Origin of the sequence: Cellulophaga sp. F20128, assembly GCF_023015805.1 — a bacterium.
GTDB lineage: Bacteria > Bacteroidota > Bacteroidia > Flavobacteriales > Flavobacteriaceae > Cellulophaga.
Window position 1 is genome coordinate 147,643 of sequence record NZ_JALKBA010000009.1, and the last position, 20,874, is coordinate 168,516.

The 20,874-nt window shown below is 34.1% G+C and carries 17 protein-coding genes and 1 tRNA gene; 15 read left to right on the forward strand and 3 right to left on the reverse strand.

What is annotated here, in order from left to right; all coding sequences use genetic code 11:
* Positions 1-333: 333 nt before the first annotated feature.
* The 15 genes from MWU65_RS10700 (at position 334) to MWU65_RS10770 (ending at position 17,921) form a co-directional block, all read left to right on the forward strand.
* Positions 334-1,518, forward strand: a complete 1,185-nt coding sequence (locus tag MWU65_RS10700) for a serine hydrolase (RefSeq protein WP_247077836.1) — start codon at positions 334-336, stop codon at positions 1,516-1,518.
* A 314-nt stretch (positions 1,519-1,832) separates the two neighbouring features.
* Positions 1,833-2,654 carry a hypothetical protein gene (locus MWU65_RS10705; RefSeq protein ID WP_247077838.1) on the forward strand — a complete coding sequence of 274 codons (822 nt, stop codon included), beginning with the start codon at positions 1,833-1,835 and terminating at the stop codon, positions 2,652-2,654.
* A 114-nt stretch (positions 2,655-2,768) separates the two neighbouring features.
* A complete protein-coding gene (locus MWU65_RS10710) occupies positions 2,769-3,857 on the forward strand; it encodes an efflux RND transporter periplasmic adaptor subunit (RefSeq protein ID WP_247077840.1) in 1,089 nt (362 codons plus the stop codon).
* On the forward strand, positions 3,854-5,113 hold the full coding sequence (locus MWU65_RS10715) for an FtsX-like permease family protein (protein WP_247077842.1): 1,260 nt from the start codon (positions 3,854-3,856) through the stop codon (positions 5,111-5,113). Before MWU65_RS10710 ends, MWU65_RS10715 begins: the two co-directional genes overlap by 4 nt.
* The gene (locus MWU65_RS10720; RefSeq protein WP_247077844.1) at positions 5,114-5,797 is read left to right on the forward strand and encodes an ABC transporter ATP-binding protein; all 684 of its coding nucleotides are present in this window, start codon (positions 5,114-5,116) and stop codon (positions 5,795-5,797) included. It begins immediately after the preceding gene.
* 296 nt (positions 5,798-6,093) lie between these two features.
* Positions 6,094-6,669, forward strand: coding sequence for a Crp/Fnr family transcriptional regulator (locus MWU65_RS10725; protein ID WP_247077846.1), 576 nt, complete (start codon positions 6,094-6,096; stop codon positions 6,667-6,669).
* A gap of 70 nt (positions 6,670-6,739) precedes the next feature.
* Complete coding sequence (locus MWU65_RS10730; protein ID WP_247077847.1) at positions 6,740-7,771, forward strand: acetylserotonin O-methyltransferase; 1,032 nt, start codon at positions 6,740-6,742, stop codon at positions 7,769-7,771.
* Positions 7,772-8,002: 231 nt separating this feature from the next.
* Positions 8,003-8,512, forward strand: a complete 510-nt coding sequence (locus MWU65_RS10735) for a sigma-70 family RNA polymerase sigma factor (protein ID WP_247077848.1) — start codon at positions 8,003-8,005, stop codon at positions 8,510-8,512.
* Between the two features lie 4 nt (positions 8,513-8,516).
* Positions 8,517-8,804: a hypothetical protein gene (locus tag MWU65_RS10740; protein WP_247077849.1), complete on the forward strand. Its 288-nt coding sequence runs from the start codon at positions 8,517-8,519 to the stop codon at positions 8,802-8,804.
* 238 nt (positions 8,805-9,042) lie between these two features.
* Positions 9,043-9,693 carry a peroxiredoxin-like family protein gene (locus MWU65_RS10745; RefSeq protein WP_247077850.1) on the forward strand — a complete coding sequence of 217 codons (651 nt, stop codon included), beginning with the start codon at positions 9,043-9,045 and terminating at the stop codon, positions 9,691-9,693.
* Positions 9,694-10,682: 989 nt separating this feature from the next.
* The gene (locus MWU65_RS10750; RefSeq protein ID WP_247077851.1) at positions 10,683-11,834 is read left to right on the forward strand and encodes a hypothetical protein; all 1,152 of its coding nucleotides are present in this window, start codon (positions 10,683-10,685) and stop codon (positions 11,832-11,834) included.
* A 65-nt stretch (positions 11,835-11,899) separates the two neighbouring features.
* Positions 11,900-13,525 (forward strand): BCCT family transporter, encoded by a 1,626-nt coding sequence (locus MWU65_RS10755; RefSeq protein ID WP_247077852.1) that lies wholly within the window; start codon positions 11,900-11,902, stop codon positions 13,523-13,525.
* 8 nt (positions 13,526-13,533) lie between these two features.
* Positions 13,534-14,391: a universal stress protein gene (locus MWU65_RS10760; protein ID WP_247077854.1), complete on the forward strand. Its 858-nt coding sequence runs from the start codon at positions 13,534-13,536 to the stop codon at positions 14,389-14,391.
* Positions 14,392-15,032: 641 nt separating this feature from the next.
* Entirely contained in the window at positions 15,033-15,461 is a 429-nt protein-coding gene (locus MWU65_RS10765; protein ID WP_247077856.1) for a hypothetical protein, read from the forward strand.
* A gap of 9 nt (positions 15,462-15,470) precedes the next feature.
* Positions 15,471-17,921, forward strand: a complete 2,451-nt coding sequence (locus MWU65_RS10770; RefSeq protein WP_247077857.1) for a S8 family serine peptidase — start codon at positions 15,471-15,473, stop codon at positions 17,919-17,921.
* A gap of 216 nt (positions 17,922-18,137) precedes the next feature.
* Here the strand turns inward: MWU65_RS10770 and MWU65_RS10775 are convergent, their stop codons facing one another.
* The 3 genes from MWU65_RS10775 to MWU65_RS10785 all read right to left on the reverse strand — a co-directional run bounded on the left by MWU65_RS10775 (position 18,138) and on the right by MWU65_RS10785 (position 20,711).
* On the reverse strand, positions 18,138-18,713 hold the full coding sequence (locus MWU65_RS10775; RefSeq protein ID WP_247077859.1) for a BfmA/BtgA family mobilization protein: 576 nt from the start codon (positions 18,711-18,713) through the stop codon (positions 18,138-18,140).
* A gap of 451 nt (positions 18,714-19,164) precedes the next feature.
* Positions 19,165-20,421: a site-specific integrase gene (locus tag MWU65_RS10780; RefSeq protein ID WP_247077861.1), complete on the reverse strand. Its 1,257-nt coding sequence runs from the start codon at positions 20,419-20,421 to the stop codon at positions 19,165-19,167.
* Positions 20,422-20,636: 215 nt separating this feature from the next.
* Positions 20,637-20,711 (reverse strand) — tRNA-Pro (locus MWU65_RS10785).
* Between the last annotated feature and the right edge of the window lie 163 nt (positions 20,712-20,874).

A 20,874-nucleotide genomic window follows, 5' to 3' on the forward strand; every position in this document is an offset into this window, starting at 1 on the left:
AAACTATCTTTTTTACTTTTTATAGTACTTGCTCCGCTTCCTAAGTGTGATCAATTCAAAAATAGACACGGCATCGGCATCTGAATGATTATAAGTTACAATAAACTCGGTCACTTTGTAGGCTTTCCTTTTTTGTTGGTTACTAAACTTCTTCTCCTGTTGCCTTTTACCCAAACTTCTTTGTCGTAAGTGCTAAAATTTAATTTGATCAAGAGCTAATTGTCTTTTTTTGTTTTTACGTATCTTAGATACACAGCTCTAAAAAATTCCAGTACCGAAACGTCGGGAAAATCCATTTAGCCCTGCGGTATACCCAATTATAAAACAAAAATAATGAGAACAACTATAAATAAAATCCAATCCCTATCATTTCCAATTTTGTTTATAATAGTGTTTATTGGCTGTAACACAAAAAACAAGAGTAAGGAGTCTTTAAAAGGAGTACCCATAGAAACTTCTCAAAATGTAATTTCCGCTGTAATTGATTCTATTAATTCGGAAATAAATAATGGCGATTATGGATTAATTGACCGTTTTATGATCATACAAAATGATGAGGTATTGGCAGATTATAAATATGAACAGGACTATGAAACCATTGTTCAAAAATATGACACAACCAATCATCAATTCAATTTCAATAATACGGATTGGCATCCTTACTACAAGAAAAGTGAATTGCACACCCTTCAATCGGTAACCAAAAGTATCACCTCAATCCTTTTAGGTATTGCTTTAGATTTGAATGAGGATTATAATATTAGAAACAAAGCAATGCCTTTATTGACTGGCTATGATACTGACTTTTTAGATAAACGAAAACAAAATATATCCATTGAAGATTTATTGACTATGAGAAGTGGATTACAATGGAATGAAGAGACTGATCATAATGACAATACAAATGACTGTTTTTTATTGGAATCAAGTGACAATTGGATAGAATATGTATTAAGCAAACCTATGGATACACTACCAGGAACAAAATTCGTGTATAATGGTGGAGGAACAGTACTACTAGGTAAAATCGTTAAAACCATTACAGGCAAACGAATTGACGATTGGGCAGAAGAAAAATTATTTGAGCCACTCGGCATTACAGATTACTATTGGAAAGAAACGCCTCATGGAGAAATTGATACAGAAGGAGGTCTATATCTTAAGGCAGAAGACTTGGCTAAAATTGGTTCCTTGCTTTTGAACAATGGAAAATGGAATGACAATCAAATAGTTTCTAAAAGTTGGGTTACAACATCCACGAGCCCTCAAATAAAAGACGTAAAACCTGACTGGCGACCTAATATGGGATATGGATATCAATGGTGGATTCCTGAATATTCTAATAATGGCAAAACGAGAATTTATGCAGGAAATGGATATGGTGGACAGTATTTGATGATGGCACCTGAATACAATTTAATAATCGTCTTTAATGGCTGGAATATTAATGATGAGCCTGAAAAGTCGTCTTGGCGCGTTTTGCAAGACCGAATAATTCCGGCACTTAAGAATAAATAACTGGGTATAACAATGATAACCGTTGCACAAGTCCTTAATTACTAAAGCAAGCACTTACATAACCGCCTTTTAAGGCCGTTTGTTTTTTAAAGTGAGTGAATAATTCTTTTTTTTTAGAATGCCTGCAAGTACTGTACTTGTTATAAAGTAAAAAAAAAATTCATAAGGTGTATAACTAAACCCTAGTTGTAGTCTACTTTAGAACCCCGAAGCATGGGGGATTGCGGAGTTTCTATTCGGTTTTTATTTACTACAAACTAAAGAAACACGTTGGTGTAATTTACATAAGTATCTTAGAATTTAATAACATTCATATGAAAAAAATTTATTTTATTCCTATCTTTTTTTTATTGTCTTGTAGCCCTCTTAAAATACAAGTTAATGAAATGAATACTGGAAAAGGGTTAAAAGGGAAAGTGAAAATGCTAGAAATTACATCTTCACGCTTTAAAATAAATGGAGAAGGGACAAGTGAAATAAAAGAGTTAAAAACACAAAGCACGATTATTTTAAATGATGAAAATAAAATTTCAAAGAAAATTGATGAGTATTATAATGGTTTGAATGTCACTAATTTTAATTACGCAGATAATTTATTAATTAGTTTGGTATCTGAAATAAATGGTAGAATAGATAGGACAGAATATAAATATGATTCTAGAGGCACTATAATTGAGTATAAAGATTTTGAGAATGATACCTTAAAATTTTATAAAACTTACAAATATGATTCTAGGAGCAACCCCGTTGAAATTAGAAGTATTTTTAATGTTAGTACAGAAGACGAAAAGAGCGAAATTCTTAAAAATGTTTACAATTACAAAGACAGGACTTACAGACAATATTCTATTAATAACGAATATGGTTCTAATGATTATTTTAAAACTTACTACAATAAAAAAGGGCTTGAGATAAAAGGAGAGTCTATAGATTCTGAAAATAAAATAACAAGTTCTGTGACATATGACTATGATGAAGAAGGAAACTTAATTAAGCAGATTAATTATAACCAAAACCAACAACCAACACAAATCAATTATAAATATATTTACGACAATTACGGAAATGCAACTATGATTAAAGAATTTACTGAGGATAAAATGATTTCTTTGACGTATATTAAAATAACTTATTGATATATCAATTAACAGCGTAAATCAATTTGTACCTGTAGCCATATTTCAGGACAAGACATATAGAAAAGATTAACTATTAGAACTCTAAACGAACGAAAATAAATGCTAAGTTACATGAACCATAAAGTACTTTTTCTCTTTTCAGTATTAATTTCAATGATGATAACATCCTGCACTGACAAAATTGAATTGATTACCCCAGAAGTTAAAAATATTACCGAAAGTGTTTATGCATCAGGATTTATAAAAAGTAAAAACCAATATGAGGCTTTTGGCAAGACCAATGGTATTGTTAAAAAAATATATGTAACAGAAGGAGCTGTGGTTAAAAAAGGAGATCCTATTTTTCAATTAGACAATAGCAATTTAAAGTTGTCTACCGAAAATGCTAGGCTTGCTTCTGCTTCTGCTGACTATAAGAAAAATACCAACAAACTTCTCGATGCTAAGAAAGCTATTGAACTTGCTAAAAAAAATCTAATCAATGATTCCATACAATACCAAAGGCAAAAAAATATTTGGAATCAAAACATTGGAAGTAAGGTTGAATTTGAAAGAAAAGAATTGATTTATCAAAATTCAACCATTGAATTATCTAGAGCTAAAACGAACTATGAAGATCTTAAGCGCCAACTTAAATTGGCATCAGATCAAAGTAAAAACAATTTGGAAATCGCCTTATTAATGGAAGATGATTTTGTTGTTAAAAGCGAGATAGATGGTGTGGTATATCAGATTAATAATGAAGAAGGGGAATTAAGTAATACGCAAGAGCCCGTTGTGATCCTTGGAACAAAAGAATTCATTATAGAGTTAAGTATTGACGAACTTGATATTGTAAAAGTTAAAAAGGGGCAACGGGTAATCATCCGAATGGATAGCTATGAGTCTCAGGTTTTTGAAGGAGAAATCACAACCATTTACCCTATGATGAATAGTAGAACTCGCTCATTTAAAGCAGAAGCCATTTTTATCAAAAATCCAAATGAACTCTACCCTAATTTAACGGTAGAAGCAAATATTATAATCAACACAAAACAAGAGGCCTTAACCATACCTAGAAACTATTTGGTTTCTGATTCTTCTGTGATTTTGGAAGGAGGTAAACTTCAAAAAGTAGAAGTTGGCCTAATGGATTATGATCTTGTTGAAATCAAAAGCGGTATCGATAAAACCACCTTACTAGAATTGCCGCAAAAATGAAAACAAAACACCTAACAGAAATTGCTATTGCACTGATGCTTGCTAGATGGAGGCAAACTCTGGTAGCCGCCATTGGTGTTACGTTTAGTATTGCACTTTTTGTAACTCTTCTTGGGTTTATGGAAGGTTTAAACCAGTTGTTAGATGGTATCGTTTTAAATCGAACTCCGCATATTCGGCTGTACAATGACATCAAGCCTTCTAAACTACAACCTATAGATCTAAGTGATGAATTCATCGGTTACCACCATTTTATAAGTTCCGTAAAACCCGTTAATACACGGAAGGAGATATACAACGCTCAACAAATAATAAGTAAGTTAAAAACAGATGAACATGTCGCCGGTACAGCTTCCAAAATAGCTACTCAAGTTTTTTACAACCTTGGGAATGTTGATCTAAACGGAATTATTAACGGGATAGAAGTAGATCAAGAGGCTAAGCTTTTTGCATTTGGCGACTATGTCATAGCGGGAAGCTACCAAGAGCTAGAAATTATTACAAATAGTATCATCCTTGGACAAGGAGTGGCCGACGTTATCAATGCTAAATTAGGTGATATGATAACCGTTACCTCTACCGAAGGCGAGCAGTTTTCCTTAAAAGTGATTGGTATTTACCAATCCGGGATTTCAGAAATAGACAAGGTACAAAGCTTTGCCAGTTTGTCTACCGCACGGAAATTACTCGGTGTGAATAACAATTACATAAGTGACATTCAAATAAAACTGAAAGACCTAAATATGGCGCCTAAATTGGCGGCTGATTATGAATCACTTTTTAAACTTGATGCAGAAGATATTCAAACGGCCAACGCCCAGTTTGAAACTGGAAGTGGTGTACGCTCCATCATCTCATATGCTGTTGGAATTACCTTGTTGATTGTGTCAGGTTTTGGAATATACAATATCTTAAACATGTTGATTTATGAAAAAATGGATACAATAGCAATCTTAAAAGCTACCGGATTTGCAGGGAGTGATGTCAAAAAAATATTTATCTCTATATCGCTTAGTATCGGTGTTGCAGGTGCTATTGGAGGCGTTTTAATTGGCTTTTTGATGTCACTGGGTATTGATGCCATACCGTTTAGCGCACCTTCACTCCCAGCGGTAGAGACCTATCCTATTGATTATGGCCTACAATACTATATTATTGCTATAATTTTCGCAATGCTAACCACATTTTTGGCAGGCTGGATGCCGGCTAAAAAAGCAAGTAAGGTTGACCCAGTAGACATTATAAGAGGAAAGTAAATGGCAAAAAAAACTATAATTGAAGCACGGTCAATTTACAAATCATTCCACGACCCGGTTAAAATTGATGTTCTAAAGGATGTTTCCTTTAAACTTAATAGTGGCGAGTATGCATCAATTATTGGTAGATCAGGAAGCGGAAAATCAACCCTACTTTATATTCTTTCTACCATGGATACAGATTATACAGGTGAGCTTTTATTAGATGGCATCAGCGTTCGTGAAAAATCCGATAAGGAACTTGCGGCGATAAGAAATGAGAAAATTGGTTTTGTTTTTCAATTCCATTACTTGCTCAATGAGTTTACCGCCATAAAGAATGTTATGTTACCAGGTTTTAAACGAAACAAATTGAGCGAGGAAGAACTAGAATACAATGCGTATGAATTATTAAAGGATTTAGGCATTGAAAAGTTAGCTAAAAAAATGGCATATCAATTGTCAGGAGGTGAAAAACAACGCGTAGCAATAGCGAGGTCTATGATCAACGATCCATTAATTATTATGTGTGATGAACCCACCGGTAATTTAGATAGTAAAAACGCTGACATTGTTTTCAATATATTTAAAGAACTTACCGAGCATTACAACAAAACATTATTGGTTGTAACGCATGATATGGATTTTGCAGAGAAAACGGGGCGAATCATTGAACTTCAAGATGGGAAAGTGATAAGAGGATGATGTATTGTATTTTTATGGATACCTTACCAAGAATCACACAAAAATTTGAATACAGGATTAAGTCTCAATACACATAACAACCTTAATTCTCTCTTTTTTGTTCTTTCTGATTATACTGTCAATTTAATAAGGATCAAACTTAAGAAGTATATAATTAATGGCTTGGTTCTTTCCTACTCGGAAAATCCCACGAATTTCCCTCATGTTTATTTTTTTATTAACTTAGCTCTATCCAACGTAACCCACGGTATACGAACACCTTAGCGAGAACAAAAAATATCCTAGAGTATCAACTAATGTACAATAAGCTAATTGATCATATCAAACAAAATGTTCCAGGCGCCAGCATTGAGAAGCAAATTATAGAGGCTTATTTTACGCCAAAGATTTTTGAAAAAAAAGAACATTTTTTAATGCAAGGCTACACTTGCACTCGTGCCGGTTTCGTTATTGAAGGTTGCTATAGAAATTATATGCTTTCTACCGAAGGAAAAGAAGTTAATACTGGGTTTGGTTTTGAAAATTGGTGGCTTGGTGATGTTAGTAGTTTTGTAAACCAAACGCCGACCCTAATTAATACACAATTTCTTGAAAGCACAACGCTGCTAACAATTACAGCGAAGAACCATTTCGATTTATTAGAGAGATCTCAGTGCTTTAGAGAATACACCAATAAATTACGTTCAAAAGCAACGACGGCTTCAGTATTAAAACTATCTGAATTATCTGAATCTGCTAGAACCCGCTATAAAGTTTTACTTGAAAAATATCCCAAAATCCAACAAAGGATTTCACAAAAACAAATTGCTTCATTTCTCCAAATCACCCCAGAGGCACTCTGCCGTTTAAGAAAGTTCAAAATTTCAGAATAGTCTTGATGTAGATCAACGATTTTGTATTTTAAATGAATGTTCTTTAATATTCATCTAAAACAATACAATTATGAAAACAACAGCACTAGTAGACCCTTCCAAAATAATGCAAATTGGCATGGGGTTTTTCGCATCTAAAACAATGTTAACCGCAGTAAACCTAGGATTATTCACCCATCTGGCAAAGGCCGGTTTAACAGGGCAATCTATTAAAGAAAAATTAGGACTACACACTCGCGGTCTTTATGACTTCCTTGATACATTGGTTGCTTTAGGCTTTTTGAAAAGAACTGGCATCAAGGAAACTGCTGTCTATAATAATGCCGAAGATGCCGATCTATTTCTTGATAAGAACAAACCAAGTTACATTGGAGGAATGCTAGAAATGGCAAATAATCGTTTGTATCCTTTCTGGAATAACCTAGAGGAAGGTTTAAAAACAGGAAAACCACAGAATGAAACCAAAACAGGTAACGCACCCATTTTTGAAGCGATATATGCAGATCAGTCAAGGTTAAGAGAATTTTTAAGCGCGATGGGCGGTATCCAAATAGCTAATTTTCAGATGCTTTCTAAAGTGTTCGATTTTAAAGATTACCATACACTTTGTGATGCAGGAGGTGCAGGCGGATATCTTGCCGCACAAGTAGCTATAAATAATAAACATATGCGCTGTATTACATTTGACCTACCACCGGTAGAACCGGTTGCCAGAGAAAATATTAATAGGATGGGATTAAGTGATCGGGTAACTGTCCAATCGGGTGATTTTTTAACCGAAGACCTTCCTAAAGCTGATGTTATTACCATGGGAAATGTCTTGCATGATTGGGGAACAAAAGAAAAAAAAGCACTCATCAAAAAAGCATATAAAGCGTTACCACAAGGCGGTGCATTGGTTGTTATTGAAAATATTATAGATGATAATAGAAGTGAAAATGCCTTTGGTCTAATGATGTCATTAAATATGAATATAGAAACCTCCGAAGGGTTCGACTTTTCTGCGGCAGATTTTAATGGTTGGGCAAGAGAATGCGGTTTTACACAAACATCCATAATACCATTGACCGGGCCTTCAAGTGCTGTCATTGCTATAAAGTAAAAACTTTTTTCATAAGGTGTATAACTAAACCCTAGTTATAGTCTACTTTAGAACCCCGAAGTGTCGGGGATTACAAATTTACTTTTCAGTTTTTATTGGCTAAATTAATTTATATAACACGCAACAAGCCTTATACAAACATGCTACTAGTAATTTAAACAAATTCATAAATAATTTCAAAAATCTGTCATATTTAGAAAATTCTTGTCACTAAACAAGTAGAGCGTAATAATGAAAGATAAAAAACCAATGACAGAAACATTTGAACAGCTACTTGAGAATAATAAAGAAAAAATTTATAGAATTTGTAAAATTTACGCAGTTTCCCCTTTAGAACCTCAAGACCTCTTCCAAGAAGTAATTTTTTCAATATGGAAATCTCTTCCAACTTTTAATGGCAATTCAACAGTTGACACTTGGATTTATAGAATTACACTAAATGTCTGTCTTCGTTCAAAACAAAAATCAGATAAAATTTACAACAAGACGTTTCAACTAGAATCTATTCAATTCATGCCTGTAGAAATTCCAATTGAAAATAATCAGCAAGAAAAGTATAATGCTTTGACTTCTTGTATCTCAAAACTAAACAATGAAGATAAATCAATCATTATCCTTTATTTAGAAGAATTGAAATATAAAGAAATTGCTGAAATAACAGGGTTAACAGAAAATCATATTGCAGTAAAAATGAAAAGAATTAAAAAAATTCTATTGGATTGTATAACGAATAAAATATAATAACATGTGGAATAGGGAACAGAAAAATATTTGGCAAGAAATTAAAGATACTTGGAATAAACAACCTCAATCTGAAAAAATTAATATTCAGGTATCACAGCTAATAAGTGAATTTAAAGGAAAGGTAAGTCAATTCGAGAAAGATTCTATTAATTCAGACATAGCTACATTGAAAGAAAACTGGGCTAAAACCAAAAGAAATAAAGTCAGTTTATTTGAAAAGAATTCAATAAAAAAAGACATCAATAGAATATCAGAGTTAATAAAGAAAGTAATTGATAAATTTAAATAATAAAAAATACTAGCAACCCTGCCTAAAATTTATGGCAGGGACAAGCCTACTTAAGAACCCCGAAGCGTAGGGAATTACGCATTTTCTTTTCGGTTTTTATTTGCTAAATTAGCTTATTAAACACGCAACAAGCCTTTTACAAACACATTGTAGCTATTAGAAGTGAGGCGTTGAAATTTAGCAGGGCAAACGACAAAGAATTTTAAGCTAAAAACGGATATATAACTAATACAATTCAATGAAAAAATTAAAAGAACTTACTGATGCCAAAATTGAATCTGGGCGACAAGCTAATCCTGAGTTTATGCGTGGTGTTGATGCTATTATTAAACAAGAAAAAGCCTTTGAACAAGGAAAAAATGCCATTAAAATTGGACAGAAAGCTCCTAGTTTTGAGCTGCCAAATCCTCAAGGGAAATTTATATCATTACCTGCTTTATTAGCGAAAGGTCCTGTTGTTATTACTTTTTACAGAGGTAATTGGTGCCCTTACTGTAACTTACAGCTAAGAGCCTTGCAAGCTAGACTAGATGATATTTATGCATTAGGTGCTACACTGGTTGCCATAAGCCCACAAGTTCCAGATGGATCATTGACAAAAGATGAAATTAGTAAGATGGACTTTATTGTCTTGTCTGACCAAGACGCAAAAGTTGCTTTACAATATGGTGTTGCATGGGAAGTGCCAGAGTTTTTGGCGGAACACATGCGTGTAGGTCGCAAACTTGACTTAGATAAAATAAATAATGGTAACGCTAATGTATTACCAATTCCAGCCACCTTTATAGTAGGACGGAACGGAGTAGTTTCATGGCGTTATGTTAATGTTGACTATAGAACGCGTTCAGAGCCTGATGAAATTATTGAAGCCTTGAAAACTTTACCTTAAAAACTTACCCTTATTTAACCTGAATGATTATTTGATTCCCAAAAACAATTCAACTTCATTGATGGTATAGCTCATTTCAATGTTTCTGAAATTAAACACCCTAAAGCACCGTGACTAATTAATTACCTAGTACTTATCTACTTCCAAATCTCAAGGCATCCAGATTCCATTCGGGTATTATTTGTTAAATTAAGTGCTTTGCCAAACACAAACACCTTGGTAACAACTTGAAAATTCCCAAAAGAAGAAACTGTAATTTATTTTTTGTCCTTCTTTGAATTTTAAAATCAGGAATTGGTTACTCTCAAGATATTACTGTTAAAATTGAAATTAAAGTCAGCCTCCAATCAAAAATAGTAAAAGAGAAGAAACAACTAAGAGTATCTCTTCCAAAGCATTATGAAGTATCTAACAAAACTTATCCCATCGTCTTTTATTGGATAATTGTGCCTGCTGCGCTCAGGCGGCCGTGAAAATAATATTCGTCGTATCCTTTCGATACCTTATGGAGGAACTTTGGGATAATTGCCTATTTTCTGTTTAATATTTTTATTTGTTTTTCCCTGATTAACCTTTTAGTGATATCGTTTTCTTTTGTATAGAAGTTCTATTTTTAATTAGGATTGTACCAGCTCTTAATAATGGATTTATCATACACTTTTTCGCGGCGATTAGCACCCTAACTCCCCCTCTATCCGTATCAGGTTTCTTATTCAGTTCCCTTCGTATGGTGCACTTGTCACTTGCTGATGGCCTCCATTATTTATCCTTTACAGCACGGAACTTAAATTCCCTATCTTTACACAAGAGTTATTTGACTCATTTTGTAATTTTTCATGGAGCACAATATACATAAACCTCCATTTTAGGAGAGGATCGGTTAATCCTCTTCTTTCTTCTGTAAAAATTACTACGTCATCATACCATAAAAAGTTGCATTTATTCGTAGAGCTTAAGTCTCTACTATTTCCATCTTTTTAAATCACTTTATGATAGAAAAAATTACGTATTTACAATTCAATAAATCTTATTGCTGTGCAATATTAGCCTTGCTATTGGCATTTCCTATAATGGCACAAGAAAAACCGGAACTCAAAATTGGAGGAGCCTTGCGTTTCAACTATAATTTATCTTCCTGGAAAGAAGGTCAGAAAAAACGTGGGGGAGATTTTGGCTATGATATGTTCAGGGTAAATGCCGAAGCTGCATATCAAGGAATATTTCTGAATGCCGAATACAGATTGTATTCGGAAGGTTTTGGTGGTGGTTTTTTGAAGCAGGGTTGGTTAGGATACAATTTCGATGAATTAAATCAAATTCATATTGGTTTAACTCAGGTTCCTTTTGGAATTCAACAATACAACTCTCATAACTGGTTTTTCAACCTAACATATTACGTAGGGTTGGAAGATGACCATGATATGGGTGTAAAATACATACATACAGGAGAAAAATTTGAATATCAACTTGCATTTTTCAAAAATGCGGAAGAATTGAGATTTGGAAACAATACCGAAACTTCTCCAAACCGATATTCTTATGATATCACAGGCAGAAACAAAGAAGTAAATCAATTCAACGGAAAATTTATCTACAATTTTGAAAAAGAATCTGCAAGTAATTTGGGGGTTTCCTTGGAATATGGAGGACTGTATAATCTAGATACCAAAGAAATTGGAAATCACACTGCTTTTGCCGTGCATTACGAATTAACCAAAGGGAAATGGAATGTAAAAACACAATTTATTACTGCTTCCCATAACCCGGAGAATGCAGTTGAAGAACCTAATGAAGTGGTTACGATGGCCGCCTATGGAGCGCCTTATGAAGTTGCTTCCAATTTTAATCTGTATTCGTTAGCAATCTCCAGAAATGTACCCGTAGAATGGGGACCTATAACCAATTTACAGTTGTATAACGATTTTGGCTTTATGGAGAAAAAAGCATTAGGTTTTACAGATTCCTATATGAATGTAACCGGGGTTTTAGTCTCTGCCGGAGGTGTATATACCTATATTGATTATGCCGCCGGATACAATCATTCGTGGTTAGGAGGAAATTTTGTGGACGATTTCGCTAAAGGGAATCCAGATGCCAAATGGGAAGCAAGGTTTAATATTAATATTGGCTACTATTTTTAAGATATAAATAGGAAGGTTTCTAACCTTTCACAAAAATTGAATTACCAAAAAAAACAACACGCTTTATGGCTAAGAAAATTATAAGAAGTGATGAAAAAAAATCCATTTTTGGATTGCAAGTGAATGGTCCTGTATTTTTTACATCATCCATAACCATCATCATTATCATAACATTGACCTTGATGTTCAAAAACGAGGCCGAAGAATATTTTACCGCAATCCAAGATTTTGTAGCTAAGCAAGCCGGTTGGTTTTTTATATTAAGTGTAAATGTTTTTCTAATATTTATGATTTATCTGGCCTTTAGTAAATACGGACACTTAAGGATTGGAGGACAAAGTGCCAAACCTGAATTTAAGACCATATCTTGGTTCGCAATGCTATTTAGTGCGGGAATGGGAATAGGATTATTGTTTTGGAGTATTTCGGAACCGATTTATCATTTTTTGAGTCCACCAATGGCGGAAGGCGGAACTGCTGAAGCAGCCAAAGAAGCCATGAAATTCACCTTTTTGCATTGGGGTTTTCATGCCTGGGCAGTGTATGCATTGGTAGGGTTATCCCTAGCGTATTTTACCTATTCCCGTGGACTTCCACTTACCATTAGGTCCGTTTTTTATCCTTTTTTAGGAGATAGAATTTATGGGAAAATTGGCGATGCCATTGATATCTTCGCTGTACTTGCCACTGTATTTGGTCTGGCCACATCTTTAGGGATGGGGGTACAACAAATTGCGGCAGGATTAAATCACCTCTTTGATGTAGATAGCGGAGTGCAAACGCAAATTATATTAATTATTGGAATAACCCTAGTTGCCACGGTTTCAGTTGTTTTGGGAGTAGATAAAGGAGTTAGAATTTTGAGTGAATGGAATATGAGAGTAGCAGTGCTCTTTCTTCTGATAGTAGTGATATTAGGACCAACAATCTTTATTTTTAAATCCTTCTTGCAAAATACAGGGAATTATCTCTCCGATTTTCTTGAAATTGCATCCTGGACAGAAAGTTTCAGAGGTTCCAACTGGCAAAATGCCTGGACTATTTTCTATTGGGGATGGTGGATTGCCTGGTCTCCATTTGTAGGGATGTTTATTGCCCGTATTTCTAAAGGGCGTACCGTGCGCGAGTTTATTTTAGGTGTTTTAATAGTGCCTTCAATTGTAACGTTTTTTTGGATTTCAGCCTTTGGAAGCACAGCGATACATGAGGCAATTTTAGGAAATGAAACCATTGTAAATGCAGTAAATGATAATGTTGCCACAGCCTTGTTCGTGTTTTTAGAAGATTATCCGTTCGCATTTATTCTTAACATTATTGCTGTAATTTTAATTGCTGGATTCTTTATAACCTCCTCCGATTCTGGATCCTTGGTTGTAGATAATTTAACTTCCGGAGGTAAATTGGATGCGCCTGTAGGCCAAAGAATCTTTTGGGCCCTGGCAGAAGGTAGTGTTGCTGCAGTTCTCTTATTAGGGGGCGGATTACAGGCATTACAAACGGCCACAATAGTTACGGGATTGCCCTTTGCCGTGATATTAATAATTATGTGCTTTTCACTATACAAAGGTTTAAAGGAAGACTTGCGGAAACTAAAAAAGAGGGAATCTCAAAAAGAACTTGAAAATTACGAGGAAATAGTTTCTACAATCGTAAAAAAGCGAAATATGAATGAGCAAACAAAAATTAAATAATTCAAAAAATGACTGAAATAAAAAACATCTTGGTCGCCTTAGACCTATCAGATATTGATGGCACCTTAATTGAGTATGCATCATTTATTGCGGATACCCTTAAAGCTGATAAAGTGTACTTTGTACATAATATTAAAAAATATGAGATTTCAGAATTATTTGATGAACAGTTAAAGGATATTAATCTGGATGAAATAATTGGGGATGAGTTAAATGAAAAAGTAGAAGAAAAATTTAGGTCATCAACAGAATGGGAAGTACTTATTTCTGAAGATCCCTATTCTGAATCCCTCATCAACTACATTGTCAACAAATATGAAGTACAGCTCGCTTTAATTGGAAATAAAAACAGGTCCAAAGGTACTGGTGTCGTTAGTGGAAAACTATTGCGTCTACTTAAATGCGATATTTTGTCTATCCCTAAAAACGTGCAACCACATATTAACAATATCTGGGTGGGAACAGATTTTTCTAGTGTCTCCAATAAAATTTTTAATTTGGCAGGAAACTTACAGAACGCCACAACGGCAATGGTAAAAGCCATACACGTATACAATGTTCCTGTACAATTCTCCCCTTACATTCCTAAAGAAAATTTGGATAAGAAGATCGAAAGTCATTTAATTGGAAAATATGAGAAATTTATAAAAAAGATGGCATACAAAGGTGACTTAACTTCTGAAATTATTCCTGGAAGGGAGAAAGGAGTCGCAGAAACACTAAGATCCAAAGCCGAAACTTCACAGGTAGATCTAATTATTGTTGGAGACAAAGGTAGAAACACTTTCTCTTCCTTACTTGTAGGAAGCGTTACCGAGGAGCTCTTTAATCAGGATCTGGAAGTGCCTTTATGGATCGTAAAATAGAAATCTTAAAAATATTGGTTTGAAAATTCAGAAAATTTAGAACTAAAGCTAGATAGAATAAAATGATAGGTGTAATTGACAAAAGGAACCAATAAAAAGGTAAAGTAATTATTGGAGCTAGAGGTACTACTTAGGTAAACCATGGCCAAAAATTAAAACTGATTCTGTTACAGCTATAATAAGAAATCGCGTAATTAAAGTAGCGAGAACAATTAATACATACATGAGTAATCGTTATTGAAAGTTATTAAATGTGGCAGTGTATTAAACAATAAAAAGCCTCAAGAAACTAAGTTTCCTGAGGCTTTTTATTGTCGGGGTGGCAGGAAACTTCCTCGCACCCTCAATAAACTATATATCAATAATTTACACTGCAAACTTGAAAACGATTCACCGAATCGTTCACTAAATGCAAAAAGAACTATTTTAAAACAAAATGTATTACCGCTTTGTTACCGTAAATATACATCAAAGCTTAATAATTCACCTCCTTAATACTCTAAGTTTAACAAATTGTATTAATACTAAATTTAGCCTCTATAAACAGGTTTTTTTGCAAAAACACGCAACCTTTTTAAGAAAAGAGCATCTTATTAAGTATAAACTTATTCTGTTTAAAGAATATTCTTAACTTTATTCCTATGGAAAATCTTACAAAAATGAAATTCGTGCTTTTAATATTATGTTTTACTTCTTTAGGTTGTTCTAATGATGATTCTAACAACGAAGTAGTGTGGAATGGGGTGTTTTTCGATAGACAATTAAACGCTGATATCCATGATCCAAAAGTTAACTACGTTTTAGTTATTGATAGCTCAAATAATTTTGAAGTCATTTCTCCCTCTGAAGGGCTTGAAGAGAAAATTGTCGCAATAGAAATAATAAATACAAATGAAATGAATTTAACTTGGCAAATCGGAAACGAAACTAGTGTTATTAAAGTCAACTTTAGTTTTCAAAATGAAAACGAATTAATTATTGATAAATTCATTTATACTCTGGCACAAACACCTTTTCCAAATAATCTTATATCAGGAAAATTTATAAAAGAAACTAAAACCAACAATTAACTGGCTATTATGAAAAAAACTTTAGTCCTTGCAGCATTTTTAATGATGTCCATTATTGGAGCAAGTCAAACTTCGGATTACTACTATTATAAATCTAAAAAAGTCAACTTAAATAAAATAAATACACGCCAATACATATTAACAAAACTGGGAAAAAGATTAAATGAAATAGAGTTTAAATTGGGACAAGATGGGTTTGCTTTGGAAAAAATTATTCCAAATAATGTAAAGGAAACATTTTCAAAATCTAGGAAATCTAACGAATATGGCAATTGGGCAATTATTAAAGGGGAAAGAACTTTAGAAAATTATGATTGGATAATTTATAAAGCTCCTTTTTTCAAAACGGAGGACAATATTGAGGTTGGTCTATCTCATTTATTTTATGTCAAATTAAAGAATGAAAAGGACAAAGAAATTTTATACCAAATAGCCAAGAAAAAAAATGTTGAAGTTTTGGGGCACAATGAGTTCATGCCTTTATGGTATACCCTAGCATGCTCAAAAGATTCAGAGGGTAACGCTTTACAAATGGCTAATTACTTCTTTGAAACTGGTAAATTTTCGGCATCAGAACCAGATATTCTTGTTGATGATATTATGCTTAATCCTAATTACCCAAACCAATGGGGCTTAAACAACACTGGTCAATATAATGGTACATCAGGAATTGATATAAATGCACCACAAGCTTGGAGTATTTCTACTGGACAACCTGATATAGTTGTTGCAGTTATTGATCATGGTGTTGAATTAAATCATCCAGATTTATTGAACATCTCACCCATTAGTTTTGATACGGAATCAAATACTGCTCCTAGTGTGGTTTTAGGAGATCATGGAACGGCCTGTGCGGGCATAATTGGTGCATCGGACAATTCAATTGGAATCGTCGGGGTCGCTCCAGATTGCACATTAATGTCTATTAGTAATGGATTAGTTCTTGACATTAATGTTAGACAAGAGCTTGCTAATGGTTTGAATTTTGCTTGGCAGAATGGTGCCAGTGTTATAAGCAATTCATGGGGCTCCAATGCCTTACAAAGCCAATTGATAGATGATGCAATTACAAATGCGCTTAATCAAGGAAGAAATGGCTTGGGCTGTGTAGTTGTATTCGCCACTGGTAATGATGATGGCAATGTGTCGTATCCTGCAAATTCAAATCCAGAGATACTAGCTGTTGGGGCAATAAGCCAATGTGGTGAGAGAAAGTCACCTAGTTCATGCGATGGTGAGAATACATGGGGTAGTAATTTTGGAACTGATCTTGATATAGTTGCACCAGGTGTATTGATACCTACCACTGACAGACAAGGCAATAATGGCTATAATCCAAATATACCTATTCATACAAATAACGGTGGAAATTTGGTTCTTACAGATTATGCAAATACTGATTATACAACTTGGTTCAATGGAACATCATCTGCCACACCTCATGTTGCGGGAGTTGCCGCTTTGATATTATCCGTAAACTCCAATTTGACTGTAGAAGAAGTGAACGACATAATTGAGAGTACGGCTCGAAAAGTTGGGGGCTATAATTACTCAACCACAACTGGTCGTCCAAATGGAAAGTGGGATGATGAAATGGGGTATGGTCTTCTTGATGCCCATGCAGCTTTGCAAAAGGCAGAGTTTAAAATAAATGGTGAGAATGTGTTCTGTCCAAGTGCTACGTTTTCAATATCCCCAACTCCTAATAATACTAATACCATTAATTGGTCTGTCAGCCCTTCAAATGCTGGGACTTTTTCCTCCAACGGGACAGTGACTGTTTTTAATAGGAGTGGTTCATTCACAGGAAATGCTACGATAAGCGCCCAAATAATTGGACAATCTACCTACATTGTCCAAAAATTAATAAAAATAGGTATAGATGAAAATAACATTGCCATAGGGAACGTCCCTTCTTCCATACCTGTTAATACCCCTATAGAAGCTGTTGCAGGCTATCCTCCTATGTTCCATTGTGATTTATTGGACGTAGAGTGGAGGTATATGCCCAATTCAACGATAATGAACGGAAGTTTTTCCTGTCTATCAAACAATAATAGCCAAAAACGTATCATATTCCATTCTCCTGGCACATATAATATACAAGCTAAGGTCAAGACAAGTTGTGGATGGAGTAATTGGAGCGGACCAGTAGCTATAAATGTCACTAGTGGAGGGTATTATTACTCTGTATATCCCAATCCTGCATCATCGGATATTTTTGTTTCCGAAATACAGTCCGAACGTTCTCAGAATACAAATCTGACGTCTAAAGACCTTCCTACCAACATTAAACTGGAACTTTATAATTTTACGGGAAACAAAGTACGGAATCTAGATTTAGACTCTAACAAAACAAAGGAAAGTAAATTGGATGTTTCTAGTTTGGCAAAAGGCAATTACTTTCTTCGTATTGTGAGCAAAGAAGTAGATGAAGTCCATCAGATACTTATTGAATAACAAAAAATTATACAATCTTAAACGAAGAAGAATCAAAAGACCAAGCAGTAAAAGATCTTGGTTTTTTGATAAAATTAAGAACGTGAACTTGCTGTCAAGTGCATTTATCAACCATACCAAAACTTGGCGAATCTCCGATTCGATAAGTTTTGGTATGTGCCCTAGCGGCAGCGACACATAATGCTGATAAATAAAGATTGGTATGTAAACAAAGAATCAATAATCTTTAAGATTCCTTTTAAAAATAGCAAGTTCTGTTGCATCTATTTCCAGTTTATGGTATGCTTTACTAAACCGAGGTTTGACTAGGGTGATTTTTTCTAATAATTCAAACATTTTTTTTCGCTCCTCATTTCTTTCATTTATCACGGTGTCATACTTCTTTTTAGGTACGGTTTCTTCTTTTATATTCCACTCTTCCCTAGTGAGTTTTTCAAACATAGGTTCAATGAATAGTGGCTCTTTCCGTTCTGCACATTCCAAACAAGTATTACCCTCGAACAAAGCTTTTAGCATATCATGGGTGGGTTTGTGATATTTACGTTCATGTTCCCGAAGCAGTTCAATGATATAATCTAAACGTCCTACCATATACTTCTGAAATTTATAGAAGCTCATCATAAATTTACTTTTTGGAGTGATGTTAGCTTTTTCAAAGAAATCAATCATGGTATCGATAGTCTCTGTATGTGATTTAGCAACGGTCTTGGAATATTCCCGAAACCGTTCAGCCGTGATACGATTTATACTAATTGCTGAAAATGTGTTTTTTTGCTGTTTTTTTACTTTCATTACTGTAAATATTTTCAATATTAATAATGGGTTGCAATGTTTTTAGTGCAAAATTTAAATGATAAACTCTTTCTTATAAAAAACAACAACGAGATAAATGTCTTATAATCAGTATTTTGCCGTAATTATTTTGAATCAATAAAATTTCATTACTGTAAATTCCCCCAATGTTTATAGTACTTTCCAAGAAGATTGTTGCAAAATTCATTAATCAAAAAAGATTAAATAATTTTGTAAATAACTGAAAATCAATTATTTGAATAAACAGTAACATCGCGAAGCGTGTTACCCTCTTGCTATTCAAATCTTATCCGCTGCGCTACTAAATTTTGAATACAAAAACAAAGTGTAATTAAACCTAGTATTAAGTATTGCACCCTATCCGATTTTTGCATGACGCTTATCTTTCCGAACGCTGCAAAAACCAGACAGGAACCTTGTGCAAGATTAGTTATGGTAAGCTTTGTTTTACTTCGCTCAACTTTTGCTCCCTTTTCTTATAGTGATGAATCAAAAGGCTCATATCTTCTCCTACTTTCTTTTGCAATACCCGTGCATAAATCTGAGTAGTAGATAATTTGGTATGTCCCAATAACTTCGATACCGTTTCTATAGGTACACCATTGGGTAATGTTACAGTTGTCGCAAAGGTGTGTCTTGCAGAATGAAATGTAATATGTTTGTGGATTCCACTAGCTGAAATAATTTCTTTTAGATATTTATTGGTCTTTTGATTACTAAGTACAGGAAGTAGTTTATCAGTAGCTTCACTTTCTTGCCTATATTTCTCTATAATCTGTTTTGCTTTAGGAAGCAAAGGGATATTTACAACTTCATTGGTCTTTTCCCTTTTGGTATGTAGCCAATAGTTCCCATCTATGCCAATCATTAGTTGTATGGGCATCAGTTCTTTTACATCGACATAGGACAATCCTGTATAACAGCTAAAAAGAAATATATCTTTTACACGTTCGTAAGTTTCACTCCTAAATTTAGTATTGACAATAAGGTCAATTTCTCTTTGGGTCAGATAGCTTCTTTCACTCTTAATATAGCTGAGCTTGTAGTTTCTAAAAGGGTCTTTGTCCAACCATTCTAACTTTACTGCAAGATTGGTCATTTTCATCAACCGTTCCAGATGTTTCATCGTACCATTATTGGTACAGGTCTTTCTTGCTTTTTTTGGTTTGTATCTTCTTATGTATTGTTCAAAGTCTGTTATAAAGCGGTAATTCAATTGTTTAAGGTAAATATCCTTTGTTTTTCTTTTTTCTATTAAAAACATATCTAGGTACTTCTTGGTGGAATAATAATTCTTCATTGTACCTGGCTTTAAAACGCTTTGCATGGTAGTATTATGATACTCCACCAGTTCCATAAGCGTTTTGTGTTGGGCATCCTCACCCAGATAACGGGCTTTTACGGCTTGTGGGGTAATCATTTTGTGTTCATCGAGTAATTGCTTTTGGCTGTTCAATATTTGACCATAGGATTGATCCAAATAGTTGTTCAACATTTTGAGGTTTTGAGTGTTTCCTCTTGCCCTACCTTTGGAAGCGTCCCAATGGTTCACTGGAACACTTCTTTTTAAACTGATTTCCGTGCGTTGTCCATTGACCGTGATACGGGCATAAATGGATAGGTTTTCTGAATTTTTACGTGTGTTCCTTGTAAAGAAAAGAACGGAAAAAGTGTTGTCTGTCTGCATGTTGTACGTCTTTAGATTAAACTTTGTTTTTAACAAAGACGAAAATCAAATTGCTTTAAAAGCTCCTTAAATTTACAACAATTAGTGTACCAGAGAGTTCACCGAATCGTTCACCTATATTGGTTTTATATGATATCATTTGACATCAACAAAAATTAAAAGCACTGATAATCATAAAATTAACAGTGCTTTGATATTGCCACAATGGCGGTTCGTCGGGATGAGAGGATTCGAACCTCCGATCTCTGGTCCCCCAGACCAGCACTTTAACCGGACTAAGCTACATCCCGTATAGAGTGTAAAAATAAAAAGTTTTTATAGATAAGCAACCTATTATCACGTATAAATTTCATTAAAAATAGGGCATAAAAAAAGCCCTTATCGTTAGATAAGGGCTTTAAAAAAAGGCAGCGGCCTACTCTCCCACAAAAATGCAGTACCATCGGCGCAGAT